Raw genomic sequence first — 18,064 nt, 5'->3', positions numbered from 1 at the left:
CCACTGCTCCTGGACGCCGTCCGCCCCTGACCCACGAGCCGGCACCCTCTCCGCCCGCGAGTCGGGGCATCGCCGTGCGCGAGTCGGGGTGTCGCCGTGCGCGAGTCGGGGTGTCGCCGTGCGCGAGTCGGGGTGTCGCCGTGCGCGAGTCGGGGGGCCGCCGTGGGCGGGTCGCGGTAGCTCCGTGTCCTCGGGCGTCATCCACGGTGGGCCCCAGCGGTGCCGACCGCGGAAGCGGTGCGGGCGTGATGTGCGGCTACGGCTCCGGTGGTGCAGCCGCCCTGGTCGGAGTTGTCCACAGCGTGTCGGGGCTGTTCCTCGTGACCACGCGATCACTGCGTAGGGTCGTCCAGGGGATCTCGGTCAGGGCGCCGTGATCGATGACCGGAGCCTGCGATCAACCCGTGATCGTTGTGCGGGGAACGATCCGCTGTCATGGGCGGCCGGCCGAGCAGGGTGGCACGCCGGACGTCGCGGTGCACTCTCTTGCGGAGCGAAGATCGCCGTCCGGGAAGCGGTGGCCGCGATCATCGCGGTCCACCATGCCGAGACGGCGATCGTGAGTCGGAGAACCTCTCGAGGTCGTGCGGGTCGACCTGGAGCCGGGGCTGGCCTGTGCGCCCCGCGCTCGCGTACCGGGGAGTCCTCCCGGCCCAGCCCGCTGAACCGCTCCTGCAACGACTGCAGCATCGAGCGGGTGAAACCCGTGCCGACCTTGCCGGCGTCACGCTGCAGGCCACCCCGACTCGCGCACAGATTTACCGCGACTCGCGGGCAGCGAGACCGCGACTCGCGGGCAGCGAGACCGCGACTCGCGGGCGGCGAGACCGCGACTCGCGCACGGTTTTGCCGCGACTCGCGGGCGGCGAGACCGCGACTCGCGGTGGGGAGGCCGCGGGTCGGGGAGCGCGGGTCGGGGGTCAGTCGTCGGGGTCGTCGGTGACCGTGTCGCTTGCCGAGGCGCCGTTCGACGACTTCACCGTCGCCTTGGCCCGGGTAGCCCGGCGCTGCGTCGGGCGCGGGGGCGGCGGCGGGGTCTGCACCGACGGGCCGCGGCCGAGGATCAGCTCGGCGAACGTCGCCATCGCCTCGTCGAGCTGGCCGGCGTTGCGCCGCTCGGAGTCTTCGTGGGCCTTCGCGACCAGCGCCGTCACCGTAGCGGTGTCCGGCCGGTCGCTCACGGCGGCGTCGAGCTTGCCCAGGCCCTGGTCGAGCGAGCCGCCGAGCAACCCGAGTCGTCCCGCGAGCCCGTCCTCGACCGCGTCCACCCGGCCCGCGACGCTCTCCAGGCGGGTGGCGAGCGCCTCGAGCCGCTCCGCGAGCGCGTCGAGTGCCTCGGTCGGGTCGACGGCCGGCCGCGACGCCAGGTCCTCCAGCCGCCGGTGCAGCCCGACGCTGGTGTCGCCGAGCAGGTTGCGCAGGCCGTCCCCGGTCTCGTCGAACGAGCGCAGCGCGCCGTCGAGCTGCTCGCGCACCATCCGCTCGACGCCGTCGACCCGCTCCCGGATCGGGGTCGCGACCGCGTTGGGCATCGCGTCGAGGCGCATCTCATGCCGGTCGAGCCGGTTGTCGAGGTCGTCGAGGCGCTTGTGCAGGCCGCCCAGCCGGTCGTCGAGGCCGTCCATCCGGCCGGACACACCCTCGAGCCGCCCGGCCATCCCGTCGAGCCGGCCGTCGAGCTGAGCGAAGGGCTTCGCGAGCTTGTCGGGCAGCGACTCGACAGCGCGGGTCAGCGACGCCAGCGCCGCGTCCTGGGCGTCCAGCTTCGCGACCGTCTCGTCGAGGCGCTCGGCCAGCACGCTGACCTCGGTCCGGTCGGGCAGTTCGGTGAGCCGCTTGCGCATCGCACCCAGCGCGTCCAGTGCGGTGAGGCGGGCGTGGATCTCGTCGAGCGAGTCGAAGATCTGCTGCTGTTCGCTGTCGCGGATCTCGGCCGCGCGCATCAACATGCCGCGCATCCGATCGAACGACAGGGTGCTGTTATCGCTCATGGCACGGGCTGCTTCCTCTGGGCCGGATGGGGGAGCTGTGCAGAGAGTAGCGAGTCGTGGTGATCCCCCCACAGGGCGTCACCATTAGGCCGGTCGGGCGGCGCCGAACGCCTGTTTCAGGTATAAGGCGAACGTGTTCTAGCGTGGCGGACGTGCCTGCGCCGCTGAGCGTCCAGACCATTCGCGACGCGCCGAAGGTCCTGCTGCACGATCACCTGGACGGTGGCCTCCGTCCGGCCACGGTGGTCGAGCTGGCCGACGCCATCGGCTACGACGCCCTGCCCACCCGCGACCCGGACGAGCTGGCCGGTTGGTTCCTCGGTGCCGCCCACTCCGGATCGCTGGAGCGCTACCTGGAGACCTTCGGCCACACCGTCGCCGTGATGCAGACGACCGAGGCACTCGCCCGGGTGGCGGCCGAGTGCGCGGAGGACCTGGCCGCCGACGGCGTCGTCTACGCCGAGGTCCGGTTCGCCCCCGAGCTGCACGTCGAGCGGGGCCTGGACCTCGACCAGGTCGTGATGGCGGTGCTGGAGGGCTTCCAGGCCGGGGCGGCGCGCGCCGCGGCGACGGGGCGCCCGATCCGGGTCGGCTGCCTGCTGACCGCGATGCGGCACGCGGCGCGCTCCCGGGAGATCGCGGAGCTGGCGGTGAAGTACCGCGACGTCGGGGTGGTCGGCTTCGACATCGCCGGCGCGGAGAAGGGCTTCCCGCCGACCCGGCACCTCGACGCGTTCGAGTACGTCCGGCAGCAGAACGCGCACGTCACGATCCACGCGGGTGAGGCGTTCGGGCTGCCGTCGATCTGGGAGGCGATCCAGTGGTGCGGGGCCGACCGGCTCGGCCACGGCGTGCGGATCGTCGACGACATCGCCGTCGACGCCGACGGCTCGGCCAAGCTCGGGCTGCTCGCCGCCTATGTCCGCGACACCCGCATCCCGCTCGAGATGTGCCCGACGTCCAATGTGCACACGGGCGCGGCCCGCTCGCTGGCCGAGCACCCGATCGGGCTGCTCACGAAGCTGCGCTTCCGGGTCACGGTGAACACCGACAACCGGTTGATGTCGGGGTGCTCGATGACCTCGGAGATGGCGGCGCTGGTCGACACCTTCGGCTACGGCTGGGCCGACCTGCAGTGGTTCACGGTCAATGCGATGAAGTCGGCGTTCATCGGCTTCGACGAGCGCCTCGCGCTGATCAACGACGTCATCAAGCCGCGGTACGCCGAGCTCGGGTTCTGAGCCCTCGCCCGACGGGCCGGTCGGTGATCAGTGCTCGTCGAGCCGGTTGGTCAGGTCCTCGACCAGCTCGCGCCAGCGTGCGGCCTCGGCGTCGAACGGCGGGCTGGGCGCGAGCCGGGTCGGATCCGGACGCACCACGAACGACACCAGCCAGCCGAGGCTCTCCGACTCCGCGAGTGCCTGACGCGGCTCGTCGTCACCGGCCCACTCGCCGACGTCGAGCAGCAGCTCGGTGGCCAGCTCCAGCTGGGCCGCGTCGACGACCAGGGTGCCCTCGGCGATGTCGTCGTCGAGGCCGGTGAGCACGTAGGTGTTGAGCTCGTCGACGGTGACTTCCAGCTCGCCGACCTCCGCCTTCTCGACGACCTCGGGCCAGGTCGACGCCGCGACGAGGTCGTGCCCGTCCTTCCCGGCGTCCGCGAGGTGACGGGCCAGGGCGCGCTCGCTGCCGAACACGTCGATCCGGCCGCGGGAGCCGAGGAACACCGGCTTGTCGTCGAGGTAGCAGCGCAGGGTGACGAACTCGCCGTCACGGGTCGTGATCCGGATGGGGTCGATGCCGACCTCCTCCCAGAAACCGGCGGGAGCGTCCGCCTCGTCCTCGGCGATCTGCGCGGCGACGGCCTCCTCGGCCGCCTCCGCCTCGATCTCCTCGTCGTCGGCGTCGGCGGCCCGGGTGCGAACCTCCTGCTCGGCCTTCCGCAGCGCCGCGGCCTCCCGCTGCGCCGCGGCGAGCGCCTTCGCGTCGACGTCGGGGGTCGCGACCAGCTCGTCGAGGGCGTCGATCACGTCGTCCCAGCGCTCGGCCACCGTCTCCACGAGCTGGTTCCACAGCCGGCCGCCCTCGCGGCCGACGAACGGCAGCGTGCCCTGGTCGAGCAGGGCGAAGGCGGGGGCGGAGTCGAGGATCTCGGTGACCTGCTCGAGGTCGCACACGTCGGCGAGCGACCGGACCATCTCGACGATCTCGGCCAGCTCACCGATCGTCCAGGTGTCGGCGTTCTCGGCGACCAGCTCGGGCACCCCGACGATGTCGTAGTGCTGGGTGTCCTCGGGGGTCAGCTCCGCGACGGTGAGGTCGGGGACCACCGACCACGCCGGATGGTCGATGAGGTCGTGCTCGGGGGCGGTGCGCACGAACGCCGCGAGCTGGGCGACCTCGCCGAACGCGTAGAGCGCCTCGTCGTCGCCGAGGAAGGCCTCCCACTCCTCGCCGTCCTCGCGCCAGCGCGGGGCCCAGAGCGTGACCAGGTCGCCCTCGGTGAGCGAGAGCCGGATCGGGACGATGTCGCTTGCCACGGCCGCCACCCTAACGGCGGCCGGTGGGGGGCCGAACGGGATGGCCAGGTCGATGGCCTGGAGCTTGGCCCCGGCTTTGATGCTGCGGGTGGCGAGGGTGGCGGCCCGGTGCTCCAACCCCACCGCGTCGACACCAGGCAGGCCCTGCAGGAAGCGGCGCAGCGACGTCGGATCGCGGACCGCATCGGTGAGCCCGCCGAGAGGCCCGGCGGGCCGCTGCGCCGGGACGGTGCTGGTCACGGATCCTCCTCGCAGGTGCTTCTCGGTTCCGTGACCGGTGGTGCTGTCGTCCGGCGGTGGACCCTCGCAGGCCCGGTCACGCCCGCGAGTCCAGGGAGTCGCGAGCGCAGCCCGTCGGGTCGAATCCGGCCCCGGGCGGCCGACCGCCCGCCGCGTTCGGGAGGCGGCGGGCGGTGAGCAGGATCCGTTGCCGGGGTGGATCAGGTCGAGCTGTGCAGTCGGACGACGCCGACCGTGACGTCCTCCAGCCCACCGCGGTCGAAGTCGCGCCGCAGCTGGTCCGCCTTGATGGTCGCCGTCAGCCCGTCGAAGGGCCCATGGGCGTCCACCTCCCCGGTCTGGGGGTCGACGGCCAGCACGACGTATCCGTCGCACTGCGTGAGCTTTTCCGCCGCCGCGACCAGTGTCGCCTCGTCGGAAGTCGTGTTCTCCGGCACCGGATCACCTCCTAGTCATCTAGTACAGCGTCGGCGAGGCCTCCGGCGTGACAGTGTTTGTGGCATACCACCCGTTCGGGTCAGGGTGATTCTGGAATTGATCACCAGTCGTATCGGCTCTGGAACGGAGAGCGTATGAACCGGTTCAGTCGGTGGATCTGGATCACACTGGTGCACTGGCGATGATCACCGCGGGCAGTGGGGCCCAGATGTCGCGGCCAGGCCCGGCCCGGGCTTCGCGGAGTTGATCTCCGGGGGTGCGGTGGCGCAGGTCCGGGAGCCCGCGGTGCCGCACCCGCCCGGAGTTGTCGATCACTCGCCGTGGTCTGCGACGGCCCGCGGGCGACGTCGAACGTCCGGGTGCGCGGCCGGCTCCCGACCGGCCGAGCGGGCCGCACCGATCCGGGCCGGGGCCGCCGAGTGGTCGCGGGCGGCCCCACGGCGACCACGCCCCCGGGCGACACCGCTTCGCCTGACCCTCCGCCGGGACAGCACCGCGCGGCCCGTGGAGCTGTCAGGATCACGACCATGCGTACCCTTCGCACCCCCGGCGAGCGGTTCGCCGACCTGCCCGGCTTCGACCTGGCCCCGCACTACGCCGACGTTCCCGACCAGGACGGCGGCACGCTGCGGATGGCGTGGGTGGAGGCGGGCCCGTCGGACGGCCCGGTGGTGCTGCTGCTGCACGGCGAGCCCAGCTGGTCGTTCCTCTACCGGACGATGATCCCGATCCTCGCCGACGCGGGGCTGCGGGCCGTCGCACCGGACCTGGTCGGCTTCGGGCGCTCGGACAAGCCCGCCGAACTGGCCGACCACACCTACGCCCGCCATGTCGAATGGGTCCGGGCGCTGACCTTCGACGTGCTCGACCTGCGAGCGGTCACCCTCGTCGGCCAGGACTGGGGTGGCTTGATCGGGCTGCGGCTGGTCGCCGAGAACCCGGACCGGTTCGCCGCCGTCCTCGCCGCCAACACCGGCCTGCCCACCGGCGACCACGACATGCCCGAGGTGTGGTGGCAGTTCCGCCGGGCCGTGGAGAAGGCCGGCGAGGCGGGGACGCTCGACGTCGCCCGGCTCGTGCAGTCGGGCTGCCGGACACCGCTGTCCCCGCAGGTGCGTGCGGCCTACGACGCGCCGTTCCCCGACCGGTCGTTCACCGCCGGGCCGCGCGCGATGCCCACGATCGTCCCGACCCGCCCCGACGACCCGGCCACGGAGGCCAACCGGGCCGCGTGGGCGGCACTGAGGGCAGGGGACATCCCGTTCCTCTGCGCGTTCAGTGACGGCGATCCGATCACCGCGGCGATGGGCCCGGTCCTGGCGCGCACCATGCCGGGTGCGGCCGGCCGGGAGCACCCGACGATCACGGGGGCGGGCCACTTCCTGCAGGAGGACGCCGGGCCCGCGCTGGCCGCCGAGGTCGTCCGCTTCGTCACCGGCCTCCGGTGAGCCCGCACGCGCCGTCCCGCCGGTCCCCGGGCAACGCCGGCTGGGGCTGCGGGCGCATCGGCGAGTTCACCCGGCTGATACCCCGCGCGGCGCGCTTCGGCTGGCTGAGCCCGGGGCCGTTGTTCGCGTCCCGCAACGACTGGCTGGCGCGCCGGCTCGGCGACCCGACCGACGAGATGCGGCAGGCCTGGCTGCGCCGGCTCGACGAGTACGAGCGTGCCGACCGGCCGTTCCCGGGGATCGACCTGCGAACCCGGGTGGTCGACCGGTTCGCCGGCCGGGAGCGGATCTCGATCGCGGTGCTCGGCGACCCGGGGGAGGGCGACGCCTCGCAGTACGCAGTCGTCCCGGTGCTGGAGAAGGTCGCGGGCGACACCGACCTGGCCGTGCTGTGCAGCGACCTGGTCTACCCGGCGGGCGGCGTCCGTGCCTACGCAGACCGCTTCTACCGCCCCTACGCCGACTACCCCGGCCCGATCTACGCACTGCCCGGCAACCACGATTGGTACGACGGGCTGACCGGCTTCATGACCGCGTTCTGCGATGCACCGCCCGACGCCGGCGCCCCCGGCGTCCGGGGCCCGGGCACGGGCCTCGCGCGAGCCCTGCGCCGGCTGCTGTGGCGTCGCCCGCCGAAGGCGACCGCGGAGGACGTCGCGGACATGCGCTGGTATCGCGACGCTCCCTCCCAGCAGGCCGTCCAGCCCGGCCCGTACTGCGCGATCGACGCCGGCCCGGTCCGGCTGGTCCTGATCGACACCGGGATCAGCGGCGAGATCGATCAGGAGCAGGGAGAGTGGCTGCGCGCGGTCTCGGCGTCGAGCGACCGGCCGAAGATCCTGCTCACCGGCAAGCCGATCTACAGCTACGGAGAGCTGCGATCGTCACCGATCGCCGACGGCGGCGACGTCAACGAGATCGTCACCGATCCGGCCCACCACTACGTCGCGGTGATCGGCGGCGACGACCACAACTACCAGCGCTACCCCGTCCATCTGCGTGACGGGCGCATGCTCCAGTACCTCGTCAGTGGTGGCGGCGGGGCGTACCTGTCGGCCACGCACCACATCCCCAACGTCGACCGGCTCGCCCCGGCCTGCCGCGAGGAGGACTTCCGCTGCTACCCCCTGCGAGGCGACTCGCTGGCGCACTTCAGCCGCCGCTACGACAAGCTGCTGGCGTTCGGCCGCGGCCGGCTGAGGGTCTCCCCGGAGGACGCCACGACGCTGATGGCCGAGCGGATCGGCATCACCCCGCCGCGCAGCGGAACCCCGCCCGAGCAGATCAGCGAGCGGGCGCGGCGCGCGGCACGCCGCGTGTTCCCGCTTCCCGCCCACGGCTCGCCCCCCGCACACAACCTCATGTCCGTGCTGTTCGACTCCGACACCCCGCCGATGTTCAAGAGCTTCCTGCGGCTCGACGCCACCGCCGAGGAGATCGTGATCGACTGCTGGGCGGCGACGGGTTGCCTGGAGCACGAGCGCGACCCGGTGCTGGAGGACCGGGTCCGGGCCCGGCTCGGCCCGCACGGCTGCTGGTCGTGGACGAGCGAGACGCCGGGCCGGGCGGTGCCGTAGCGCGGGTGGCGCTCGCCGAGGCCGATAGCCTGCGGTCATGGACGTCCGTGTCGTCGATCATCCGCTGGCCAAGGCACGGTTGAGCACCTTGCGCGACGCGCGCACCGACAACGCGACGTTCCGCGCCGCGTTGCGCGAGCTCACCGTGATGCTGATCTACGAGGCCACCCGCGACGCGGAGGTCGCGACGGCGCCGCTGTACACGCCGGTGGCCCGCACCATCGGGTACCGCCTCGCGAACCCGCCGCTGCTGGTGCCGGTGCTGCGTGCGGGCCTGGGCATGGCCGACGCCGCGCAGGGGCTGATGCCGGAGGCGCAGATGGGCTTTGTCGGGCTGGCCCGGGACGAGGCCACGCACCGACCGGTGCCCTACATGGAGTCGCTGCCCGAGTCGCTGCGGGACCGGCCGGTCTTCGTCCTCGACCCGATGCTGGCCACCGGCGGCTCGATGGTGCACACCATCCGGCTGCTCACCGAACGCGGCGCCACCCACGTCACGACGGTGTGCGTGCTCGCCGCGCCCGAGGGCATCGACCACCTGGCCGGCGCCGATCTCCCGGTACGGGTCATCACGGCCAGCATCGACGAGCGGCTGAACGACTCGGCGTTCATCGTCCCGGGACTGGGTGATGCGGGCGACCGCCAGTTCGGGGCGGTCTGATTCTCAGCCGCGCGCCCGCCAACCGTCCACGTTGGCCCGGACCGCGGCCTCGAACACGACCTTCGGCTCACCGGCGCCGGGCGGCAGGAAGTTCCGCAGCTGCAACGACACCAGCCCGTGCACCATCGCCCACAGCGCCATCGAGACGGCCGCCGGATCGGCGTCCGGGCGCAACGCCCGGGCGGCGATGGCCCGCTCGACCAGCCGCACCAGCGGCTGGAACGTCTCGGCCGCCGCGGCCAGCGACTCCTCGTCGAGCGGCAGGTCGGCTTTCGAACTCGTGAACATCACGTCGTAGAAGTGCGGGTCGGCGAGGGCGCTGTCCCGGTAGGCCAGGCTGAGTGCGACCAGGTCCTCGACGGGGTCGTCGCTCGGGGTCACCGTCGCGAGGTGCGTGCCGAGGCGGCGGAACGCCTCGTCGAACAGCGCCTTGAGCAGCCCGGGCTTGCCGCCGAACAGGGAGTAGACCGCGGTGGTCGACGTGCCGACGTCGGCGGCCAGCCGGCGCAGGCTCAGCGCCGCCAGTCCCTGCGTCGAGAGCGTCTGGCCGGCGGCCTCCAGCAGGCGGATCCGCAGGCTCTCGTCGTGCACCTTCGGACGGGGCATCTCCGGAGGCTAGCGCAACGCCGTTTCGGTTCATCGCCTGAGTTCGTATCGCCGTAACGGCGCGGCCGCGCCGGCGACACTCCCGGTGGTGGCGACGCATCTCCGGCGCGCCCGGAGGTGGAGGTGGCGGGTGCGCATCGGGGTCGGGCGGTCCCGGGTCGTGCTCGGGGTCTTCACGCTGCTGCTGGTCGGCGCGCTGCCGTCCGGTCGGAGTACGCCGGAGGCGGCCGCGAAGCCGCCGGCGAGCGTGCGCATCGTGGCCTCCCTCCCGGCCGGGGCGCCGGTGCCCGCGCCGCTGCGGGTGATGCCGCTGGGCGCGTCGAGCACCGAGGGCGTCGGCAGCCCGGCCACCGCCGGGTACCGGGGACCGCTGTCCGAACTGCTCCGACACGACGGCGTCGCGGTCGACTTCGTGGGCTCGAAGAGGGGCGGCCCGGCGTCGCTGGCCGATCGTGACCACGAGGGCCACTCCGGCTGGACGATCGCGATGCTCGCCCCGCGGGTCGCCGCGTGGCTGCGCGCGACCCGGCCCGACGTCGTCCTGCTGCACGCCGGCACCAACGACCTCGGCGCGGGGGCGTCGGGCGCTGTCGTCGCCGGCCGGCTCGACGACCTGCTGAACCGGATCTACACCGCGGCGCCGCGCACGCACGTCATCGTGGCCGGCGTCTGGGCCACGATGCGCAGCCGATCCGCGGCACGGGCCGACCTCGCCGCGCGCACCCCCCGGGTGGTGGCCCGGCACCACACGCTCGGCCACTCGATCGACTTCGTCGACACCACCCACCTGCTGTCCCCGTCGGACTTCACCGACTCCCTGCACGCCAACGCTTCCGGGTACCGCAAGATCGCGGCGATGTGGGACCGGGAGATCGAGGCCTACCTGGCGGCCCGGCGCGCGGCGTCTACTCCATGAGCCCGGCCGCGACGGTCGCGCCCAGTTCCCAGCAGGCCTCGAGCGCCGCCTTGTCCGGGGGACCGGTGATCTGCACCGGTTCCACGACCCGCTGCCAGCCGAGCCCGCCGGCGATCGACTCGACCGCCCGGACCGCGCCCTCCACACCCAGGTTGCCGTGCACGTAGAGCCCGTACGGCAGGTTGCGGGTGTCGTCCAGGCACGGGTAGTAGACCTGGTCGAAGAAGTGCTTGAGCGCCCCCGACATGTAGCCGAGGTTCGCCGGGGTGCCGAGCACGAGACCGTCCGCGGCGAGCACGTCCGAGGCGGTCGCGGCGAGCGCCGCCCGGCGGGCCACCTCGACGCCGGTGATCTCGGGGTCGGAGGCGCCGCGCAGCACCGCGTCGAACAACTCGCTCGTCGCCGGCGAGGGCGTGTGGTGCACGATCAGCAACCGGGCCATGGTCCGATTCTCGCTCGTGCGTAACACCGTTCGGACAGCGTTACCCACTCACGAGCAGTTCCTGGACCTCGGCGCGCAGCGCAGCGAGCCGTTCCTCGGCGGCGGCCCGGGCGGCGGGGAGCGCCGCGGGATCCGGCACCGGCCCGACGACCTCCAGGTACGCCTTGAGCTTGGGCTCGGTGCCCGAGGGCCGGATCACCACCCGGCGGCCCCCGCCGCGGAGCACGAGCACGTCCGGGGCCGGCCGCTCGATGTCCCACCCCGGCGGTGGGGCCGCCCGCAGCCGGTCCACCACGGCGTCGCGCTCGGCGGGATCGAGCCGCAGCGACAGGCCCTCGGTGCGGTGCACGCCGTGCGCGACGGCGAGCTCGTCGAGCCGGCCGAGCAGGTCGCCCCCCGTCGCGCGCAACCCGGCGCTCAGGTCGGCGGCGAGCACGGCGGCGGCGATCCCGTCCTTGTCGCGCACGGTGTCCGGGTCGACGCAGTAGCCCAGCGCCTCCTCGTAGCCGTACACCAGGCCCGGCCCGCCGCGGACGATCCACTTGAAGCCGGTGAGCGTCTCGGCGTAGCGCGCGCCGTACCGCGCGGCCACCGCGCGCAACATCGACGACGACACCACGGTCGTGGCGACCAGCGGATCGGCCCGGCCGCCCGAGCGCAGCAGGTGATCGCCCAGCAGCACTCCGGTCTCGTCACCGGTGAGCATCCGCCAGGTCCCGTCGGGCAGCGGTACCCCCAGCGCGCACCGGTCGGCGTCCGGGTCGAGCGCGACGGCCAGGTCGGCGTGCACCTCGGCAGCCAGCGCGAGTAGCGCGTCGGTCGCGCCCGGCTCCTCGGGATTGGGGAAGGCGACCGTCGGGAACCGCGGGTCCGGCGCCGCCTGGGAGCCGACGACGTGCACGTCGGTGAACCCGGCCCGGGCCAGCGCGTGCACGGCCGTCGCCCCGCCGACCCCGTGCAGCGGGGTCAGCGCGATCCGCAGCGTGCGGGCCGTCCCCCGGGGCAGCCGGGCGACGCGTTCCAGGTAGGGCTCGGTGAGGTCCACCGTGCCGGCCGTCGCGGCGGTGGGGATCGCCACCGCGGCGGGCGCGGCGGCGATCCGGGCCTCGATCTCGATGTCAGCCGGCGGGGCGAGCTGCGCGCCGTCGGCGAGGTAGACCTTGTAGCCGTTGTCCGCGGGCGGGTTGTGCGACGCGGTGACCTGCACCCCGCAGACGGCGCCGAGCTGTCGGACGGCGAACGCCAGCAGCGGCGTGGGCTGCGCCCCGGACAGCACCCGGACATCGAACCCGGCGCCGGCGAACACCTCGGCGGCGGCCGCGGCGAACACCTCTGATCCGTGACGGGCGTCGCGTCCCACCACGACCGTCCCGCGGGCGCCGTCGTGGGCCAGCCAGTCGGCCAGGCCTGCCGTCGCCCGGCGCACGACCGCCACGTTCATCCCGGCCGGCCCGGCCCGCACCGGTCCACGCAGCCCGGCGGTTCCGAAACGCAGCGGCCCGGACATCCGATCGGCGAGATCCCGGACCGCGTCGGCGTCGCCGGTCATCGCCCGCGCCAGCACCTGCTGCAGCTCGGCCCGGGTCGTGGGGTCCGGATCGTCGGCGATCCAGCGCAGCGCCGTGTCGCGCAGCGCGGGCGCCAGGCTCATGCCCGCGTGATGAGCGCGTGCAGCAGCTCACCCATCCGCGCCGCCGACGCGCGGCCCGCGGCGAGCACCTCCTGATGGTCCAGCGGCTGCCCGGTCAGGCCCGCGGCCAGGTTCGTGACCAGCGACAGCCCGAACACCTCGACACCCACGGCGCGCGCGGCGATGGCCTCCAGCACCGTCGACATCCCGACCAGGTCGGCGCCCATCCCGCGCAACATCCGGATCTCCGCGGGGGTCTCGAAGTGCGGGCCCGGCAGCCCGGCGTAGACGCCCTCGGTGAGCGACGGGTCGATCTCCCGGGCCAGCGCGCGCAGCCGCGGCGAGTACAGATCGGTCAGATCGGTGAACTGTGGGCCGACCAGCGACGACGTCATGGTCAGGTTCAGGTGGTCGGAGATCAGCACCGGCTCACCGACGGACATCCCGTCGCGGATCCCCCCGGCCGCGTTGGTCAGCACGACGGCGCGGCAACCGGCTGCGGCCGCGGTGCGCACCCCGTGCGCCACCGGGCCGACACCGTGACCCTCGTACAGGTGCGTGCGGCCCAGCAGCACCAGGACCCGCTGCTCACCCACCGGCACCGAGCGGATCGTCCCCGCGTGGCCGGCCGCCTCGGGCGGCACGAAGCCGGGAAGGTCGGCCATCGGGACCTCGTGCGTGGGCCGGCCGATCAGGTCCGCGGCCGGCCGCCACCCCGACCCCAGGACGACGGCCATGTCGTGCGTCGCCACCCCGGTCACCCGGCCCAGCGCCTCCGCCGCCCGCGTCGCGACGTCGGCGGCGGACGACGGGGCCTGCGGGATGCTCATGCGGCGCAGCCTACGACGGCCCACCGTCGCGGACGATCACGCACCGTTCGGTGTGAAACCCGTGGCGAGCGCGGTGAAGAGGTCCGCCGACGTGCTGTCAGACCGGTCGGCGGGCACGGTCAGCCGGACCGCCCAGACGCCGTCGGCGGCCGGGACCACACGCAACCAGGTCGTCCGGTGCAGCGAACCCTCCTCGGTCCGGTAGCTCAGCTCCTGCTGGCCCGACCGGATGGCGGCTTTCGGGTCCGGGGGGGCGAACTCGACACCGTCGACGCCGAGCCCCGTGGCCGTCAGCCCCGTCGCGACCTCGTCGACCGAACCGAAGCGTTGGGTGCTGAACTCCTCGGTGCCGTCCGGGCTCACGAAGCTCACCCGAGTGCCGCCGTCGGTCTCGTACCGGTACTGCGTCCAGGCCTCGGGGACGCCGACGGTGAACCCCAGCGGGTCGGTGTGCCGCACCAGCTCGGCCCGGTCGGTCGTCACCGTGACCGTGGTCAGCGGCGACTGCCCGGACAGCGCCCGGGTCACCGCCCAGCCGCCCGCCGTACCCAGCAACAGGACCACGGCACCCGCCACCACCAGCAGCACGGACCACCACCCCGGCACGGCCTCCGGTGACGGACCCGCGGCGGCACGGCCACCGATCGCGGAGACCGGCGGCACCACGGTTCGCGGTGGTCCGGTAGGGCTGATCGTCGGTCCGCCCGCGCCCGATCCCGACGGCCCGGCCGTGCCCGGCGGGACGGGGAGCGGGCCCGGTGCGGCGGCCAACGGCACGGCCGGTCGCGGCGGCGCCGACGCCGCGACCGGGTTCGGCTGCGGACCGGACGTCGACACCCCACCGGAGTTGTCGGCGCGCCGCGGCGGCGCGACCGGCGACGGCCGTGGCGGGAGCATCGAACTGAGCGTCGGCGCGTCGGGGGAGCCGGGATAGAGCGGGTCGTCCGGATCGGCCAGCAGCGGGCGCAGCCGCTGCCGCACCTCCTCCAGCGGCATCCGGCGCTCCGGCTCCTTGACCATCAGCGCCGCGATCACCTCGGACACCGGCCCCGCGTCGCGGGGGCGGGGGACGTCGCCGTCCACCACCTCGGTGATCGTGGAGACGGGATCACCTCGCACGTCGTAGGGCGGGCGGCCCTCGATGGCGGCGAAGAGCGTCGCCCCCAGACCCCAGAGGTCGGCGGCCGGCGTGACCGCCTGACCGGCGGCGACCTCCGGCGCGATGTAGGCCGGCGAGCCCAGCACCAGGCCCGCGGTCGTCATCGGGGCGTCGGCCGCGTTGCGGGCGATGCCGAAGTCGGTGAGCTTGACGCGGCCGTCGTCGGCGACCAGCACGTTGCCCGGCTTCACGTCGCGGTGGGTGATACCGGCCCGGTGCGCGGCCCGCAGCGCGGCCGCCGTCGCGAAACCGACGACCGCGGCCTGCCGGGCGTTCAGCGAACCCTGCTCGGCGATCATCGTGGCGAGATTGCGCGACGGCAGCATCTCCAGCACGACGAGCGGCTCACCGCCGACGTCGACGACGTCGTAGACCGTGATCACGTTGGGGTGCGACAGCCCGCCCAGGGCACGCGCCTCGCGCAGCATCCGCTCGCGCATGGCGAGCGCCTCCCGCTCCGGGATGCCGGGCGGGACCTTCAGCTCCTTGACCGCGACGCGCCGCTGCAGCACCTCGTCGTAGCCGGACCACACCGTTCCCATGGCGCCGCTGCCCAGCTGGGCCGACAGCAGGTAGCGGCCGCCGATCCTGCGCTGCTCGGCCTCCTCGGGCGTGGACACGCACCCATTGTTCCCGCCGCCGGTCACGGTGTGCGACAGCCCCCGCGCCCCGAGGGCCGTTGTGGACACTCGGTGAGCGATCGCGCACCCTCCGCAGGTCGCCGAGCGGCCAGAACGTCCGCTCGTCGCCCACCGCGCTTACCGTTCGTCATCGTGCGGCCGCCCGCCTGCAGCAAGTGAGCAACCCCTCGGCGAGGATCAGGGCGACAACGCCCTTTGGGGTTGGTACACCGCCGTCCGGGTGAGCACCATGGGTTGATGCTGGTTGGAACAGCGAACCCCCCGTGCGGGGCCGTGCGGAACGGTGGTGCCCGGTGACCTTGCTGGAGGCGCACGCCGACCTCACGTCGTCGGCCGACCCCGTGGTCGCGGACCTCGGCGCGGGCAGCGGCCCGTCGTGGCTGGACTCCTGGCTCGGGCTGCATCGGGCCGACCTGGTCACCTGGCGGCGTTCCCTGCACTCCGTACCGGAGCTCGCCCGCTCCGAGCACCGTTCCACCGCACTCGTCGCCCGGCGCCTGATGGCCGCCGGTCTCGAACCGCGCACACTGCCCGGTGGCACCGGACTGGTCTGCGACGTCGGATACGGCGATCGCTGCGTGGCGCTGCGCGCCGACATGGACGCGCTGCCGCTGGCCGAGGACACCGGCCTGCCCTTCGCCTCCACGGTGCCCGGCGTGATGCACGCCTGTGGGCACGACGCGCACACCGCGATGGTGCTCGGTGCCGGGCTCGCGCTGGCCTCGGCGCCGTCGCTGCCAGGGCGGGTCCGGCTGCTCTTCCAGCCGGCCGAGGAGGTTCAGCCCGGCGGTGCGCTCGACGCGGTCGCCGACGGCGCGATGAAGGGCGTCGAGCGGATCTTCGCGCTGCACTGCGACCCGCGGCTCGAGGTCGGCAGGCTGGGCACCCGGGTCGGTCCGATCACCTCGGCGTGCGACCTGCTCGAGATCCGGCTGACGTCCCCCGGCGGGCACACCGCGCGCCCGCACCTGACCGCCGACCTGGTCCAGGCCATCGGGCTGTTGATCACCCAGCTGCCGCTGCTGCTGACCCGTCAGGTCGACCCCCGGTCCGGCACCGTGTTGGTGTGGGGCGCGGTCGAGGCCGGCGAGGCGGCGAACGCGATCCCGCAGCACGGCGTGCTGCGCGGCACCCTGCGCACCGCGGACCATGCCACCTGGGGTGAGCTGGAGGGCAAGCTGCGCACGCTCGTCGCCGCGCTGCTCGCGCCCACCGGGGTGGGATACGTGTTCGACCACATCCGTGGCGTGCCGCCGGTGGTCAACGACGAGGTCAGCTCGGACATGCTGCGCGACGCCGTGGTGGCTGCCCTCGGGCCGGACGCCGCGGTCGGAACCGAGCAGTCCAGCGGTGGCGAGGACTTCGCCTGGTACCTGGAGCACGTGCCCGGCTCGATGGCACGGCTCGGGGTGTGGCCGGGGCACGGCCCCATGCGCGACATCCACCAGCCCACCTTCGACCTCGACGAGCGCGCGCTGCCGGTCGGCGTGCGGGTCCTCGTCAACGCTGCCCTCACCGCCCTCGCAGCCTGACCCACACCCCCGCGAGTCGCGGTATCCCCGTGCGCGAGTCGGGGTAATTCCGTGCGTGAGTCGCGGAGTGCACGCAGGCGAGTCGCGGGATCTCCGCGAGACAACCGAGGCCCTATCCGGGCAGATCTCAGACACGCCGGCAGTTGCCCACAAGACGCACCGGTTGTCCACGGCCCGGCGGCGACCCCTGCCGCGTGAGCGCCCGGTGCATCAGCGTCGAGCGCATGCTCCTCTCGACGCTGGGCCTGCACGGGGCCTGCTTGCGACGTGATGCCGTGGCCGCGCTCGGTGAGTACCGAGTGCGGATCGCACTCGAATCGGGTGAACTGATCTCCGCATTCGGCGGGGTGGTCATGGAGCCCGGCCGAACAGCAGACCCGCTGACCGTCGTCTCGTCGGCGGTGTTGGCCGCCGGCGATGACGCCGTGGTCGCCGGCGCCACCGCGGCGCACCTCCACGGCTGCTCCGCCGTCGACCCGTTGCCCGTCCACCTGATGGTCCCCTACGGCCACTGGCTCCGGTCGGGAGCGGGACTGGTGGTGCACAACGGGCGGTCCGTCGAGCGGGATCGCGAGATCGTCCAGGGTGTGCCTGTGCTCGGCCTCGAGCGTGTGGTCACGGACATGCTGTGCCGGGACCGGCCGCAAGACGCGCTCGCGGTGGCGGACCAGGCGCTCGCCCGGATCGACGCGTCGCACCGGGACGGTTTCCGGTCCCGCATCCGGCAGCGGCTCGATGAACGGCCCGACCCGAGAGGCACGCGGTTCGCCCGCCACCTCCTGGGGCTGGCCACCGGTCGGGCCGAATCACCAGCGGAGAGCTGGCTGCTCTGGGTGATCGTGGATCTCGGCTTTCCGATACCCGAAGTGAACTGGTCGATCCGGGGCGTCGACGGCCGTGAGATCTATCGGGTCGACCTCGCCTGGCCCGCTCTGCGCATCGCGGTGGAGTACAACGGCTACTCGGCGCATGCCGAGCGCACGGCAGACGATGAGGCGCGGGTGCGGGACCTGAGGAAACGCGGATGGATCGTCCTCGTCGTGGAGGCCGACGACCTGCGGAGCCCGGCGCGGGTGGAGCTGGAGCTCCATGCGGCCTTCGTGAGCCGCGGATGGGATCTGCGGCAGCGGAGCGTCGGCACGACGAGGCGGCGTCGGCACCGCGATTCTCGCGCGTCCTGACCGCGGCTCGCGGACGCCGACCCGTGCGCGGATCCCCCGGCCCACTGGCGGGGTACCGCGACTCGCGCGCGGGGGTACCGCGACTCGCGCGCAGGGGCACCGCGACTCGCGTGCGGGGGCACCGCGACTCGCGCGCACAGATACAGCGACTCGCGGGCATGGGACCCCGACTCGCGCGCACAGATACCCCGACTCGCGGGCGGGACTACCGCGACTCGCGGGGGAGGGGTGG

Annotated in this window: 15 protein-coding genes and 1 pseudogene; 7 read left to right on the top strand and 9 right to left on the bottom strand. The window is 73.6% G+C overall.

Annotated features, from left to right (window positions below; translation table 11 throughout):
* Positions 1–920: 920 nt before the first annotated feature.
* Positions 921–1,991, bottom strand: coding sequence for a PA containing protein (locus tag HF519_RS24120; RefSeq protein WP_169415281.1), 1,071 nt, complete (start codon positions 1,989–1,991; stop codon positions 921–923).
* A gap of 152 nt (positions 1,992–2,143) precedes the next feature.
* On the opposite strand from HF519_RS24120, the gene HF519_RS24115 reads away from it, so the two are divergent.
* Entirely contained in the window at positions 2,144–3,232 is a 1,089-nt protein-coding gene (locus tag HF519_RS24115) for an adenosine deaminase (protein ID WP_169415280.1), read from the top strand.
* Between the two features lie 27 nt (positions 3,233–3,259).
* Here the strand turns inward: HF519_RS24115 and HF519_RS24110 are convergent, their stop codons facing one another.
* The 3 genes and pseudogenes from HF519_RS24110 to HF519_RS24100 form a co-directional block, all read right to left on the bottom strand.
* The gene (locus HF519_RS24110) at positions 3,260–4,531 is read right to left on the bottom strand and encodes a SatS C-terminal domain-containing protein (RefSeq protein ID WP_169415282.1); all 1,272 of its coding nucleotides are present in this window, start codon (positions 4,529–4,531) and stop codon (positions 3,260–3,262) included.
* A gap of 39 nt (positions 4,532–4,570) precedes the next feature.
* Positions 4,571–4,771 (bottom strand): annotated as a pseudogene (locus HF519_RS33055) (deoxyribose-phosphate aldolase); the annotation flags it as partial.
* A 200-nt stretch (positions 4,772–4,971) separates the two neighbouring features.
* Positions 4,972–5,208: a hypothetical protein gene (locus HF519_RS24100; RefSeq protein ID WP_141279019.1), complete on the bottom strand. Its 237-nt coding sequence runs from the start codon at positions 5,206–5,208 to the stop codon at positions 4,972–4,974.
* Between the two features lie 528 nt (positions 5,209–5,736).
* Here HF519_RS24100 and HF519_RS24095 point away from each other — a divergent pair.
* The 3 genes from HF519_RS24095 to upp are packed head-to-tail and all read left to right on the top strand — an operon-like array spanning position 5,737 to position 8,895.
* Complete coding sequence (locus HF519_RS24095) at positions 5,737–6,657, top strand: haloalkane dehalogenase (RefSeq protein WP_169415279.1); 921 nt, start codon at positions 5,737–5,739, stop codon at positions 6,655–6,657.
* Entirely contained in the window at positions 6,654–8,234 is a 1,581-nt protein-coding gene (locus tag HF519_RS24090; RefSeq protein ID WP_169415278.1) for a metallophosphoesterase family protein, read from the top strand. Before HF519_RS24095 ends, HF519_RS24090 begins: the two co-directional genes overlap by 4 nt.
* Before the next feature lie 37 nt (positions 8,235–8,271).
* Positions 8,272–8,895, top strand: coding sequence for a uracil phosphoribosyltransferase (gene upp / locus HF519_RS24085; RefSeq protein ID WP_169415277.1), 624 nt, complete (start codon positions 8,272–8,274; stop codon positions 8,893–8,895).
* Between the two features lie 3 nt (positions 8,896–8,898).
* Here the strand turns inward: upp and HF519_RS24080 are convergent, their stop codons facing one another.
* Entirely contained in the window at positions 8,899–9,501 is a 603-nt protein-coding gene (locus tag HF519_RS24080; protein ID WP_169415276.1) for a TetR/AcrR family transcriptional regulator, read from the bottom strand.
* Between the two features lie 130 nt (positions 9,502–9,631).
* Between HF519_RS24080 and HF519_RS24075 the strand changes: the two genes are divergently transcribed.
* On the top strand, positions 9,632–10,417 hold the full coding sequence (locus tag HF519_RS24075) for an SGNH/GDSL hydrolase family protein (RefSeq protein ID WP_169415275.1): 786 nt from the start codon (positions 9,632–9,634) through the stop codon (positions 10,415–10,417).
* Here the strand turns inward: HF519_RS24075 and HF519_RS24070 are convergent.
* Genes HF519_RS24070 through HF519_RS24055 form a run of 4 tightly spaced genes read right to left on the bottom strand, consistent with a single transcriptional unit; the run spans position 10,407 to position 15,098 of the window.
* The gene (locus tag HF519_RS24070) at positions 10,407–10,886 is read right to left on the bottom strand and encodes a flavodoxin family protein (protein ID WP_369009260.1); all 480 of its coding nucleotides are present in this window, start codon (positions 10,884–10,886) and stop codon (positions 10,407–10,409) included. The genes HF519_RS24075 and HF519_RS24070 overlap by 11 nt on opposite strands.
* 13 nt (positions 10,887–10,899) lie before the next feature.
* The gene (locus HF519_RS24065) at positions 10,900–12,510 is read right to left on the bottom strand and encodes a phospho-sugar mutase (protein WP_169415273.1); all 1,611 of its coding nucleotides are present in this window, start codon (positions 12,508–12,510) and stop codon (positions 10,900–10,902) included.
* On the bottom strand, positions 12,507–13,319 hold the full coding sequence (locus tag HF519_RS24060) for a purine-nucleoside phosphorylase (protein WP_169415272.1): 813 nt from the start codon (positions 13,317–13,319) through the stop codon (positions 12,507–12,509). The genes HF519_RS24065 and HF519_RS24060 overlap by 4 nt, the downstream gene beginning before the upstream one ends.
* Before the next feature lie 36 nt (positions 13,320–13,355).
* Entirely contained in the window at positions 13,356–15,098 is a 1,743-nt protein-coding gene (locus HF519_RS24055; RefSeq protein ID WP_169415271.1) for a serine/threonine-protein kinase, read from the bottom strand.
* A gap of 314 nt (positions 15,099–15,412) precedes the next feature.
* Here HF519_RS24055 and HF519_RS24050 point away from each other — a divergent pair, with 314 nt between their 5' ends.
* Together HF519_RS24050 and HF519_RS24045 are read left to right on the top strand one after the other, a co-directional pair.
* Positions 15,413–16,651 carry an amidohydrolase gene (locus tag HF519_RS24050; protein WP_312860313.1) on the top strand — a complete coding sequence of 413 codons (1,239 nt, stop codon included), beginning with the start codon at positions 15,413–15,415 and terminating at the stop codon, positions 16,649–16,651.
* 194 nt (positions 16,652–16,845) lie between these two features.
* The gene (locus HF519_RS24045; RefSeq protein ID WP_211170500.1) at positions 16,846–17,832 is read left to right on the top strand and encodes a putative endonuclease domain-containing protein; all 987 of its coding nucleotides are present in this window, start codon (positions 16,846–16,848) and stop codon (positions 17,830–17,832) included.
* The last annotated feature ends 232 nt before the right edge of the window (positions 17,833–18,064 follow it).

Source organism: Pseudonocardia bannensis (assembly GCF_012911875.1).
Classification (GTDB): domain Bacteria; phylum Actinomycetota; class Actinomycetes; order Mycobacteriales; family Pseudonocardiaceae; genus Pseudonocardia; species Pseudonocardia bannensis.
The sequence above is the reverse complement of the archived record's forward strand: the minus strand, read 5'-3'. Positions and strand labels throughout refer to the sequence as shown.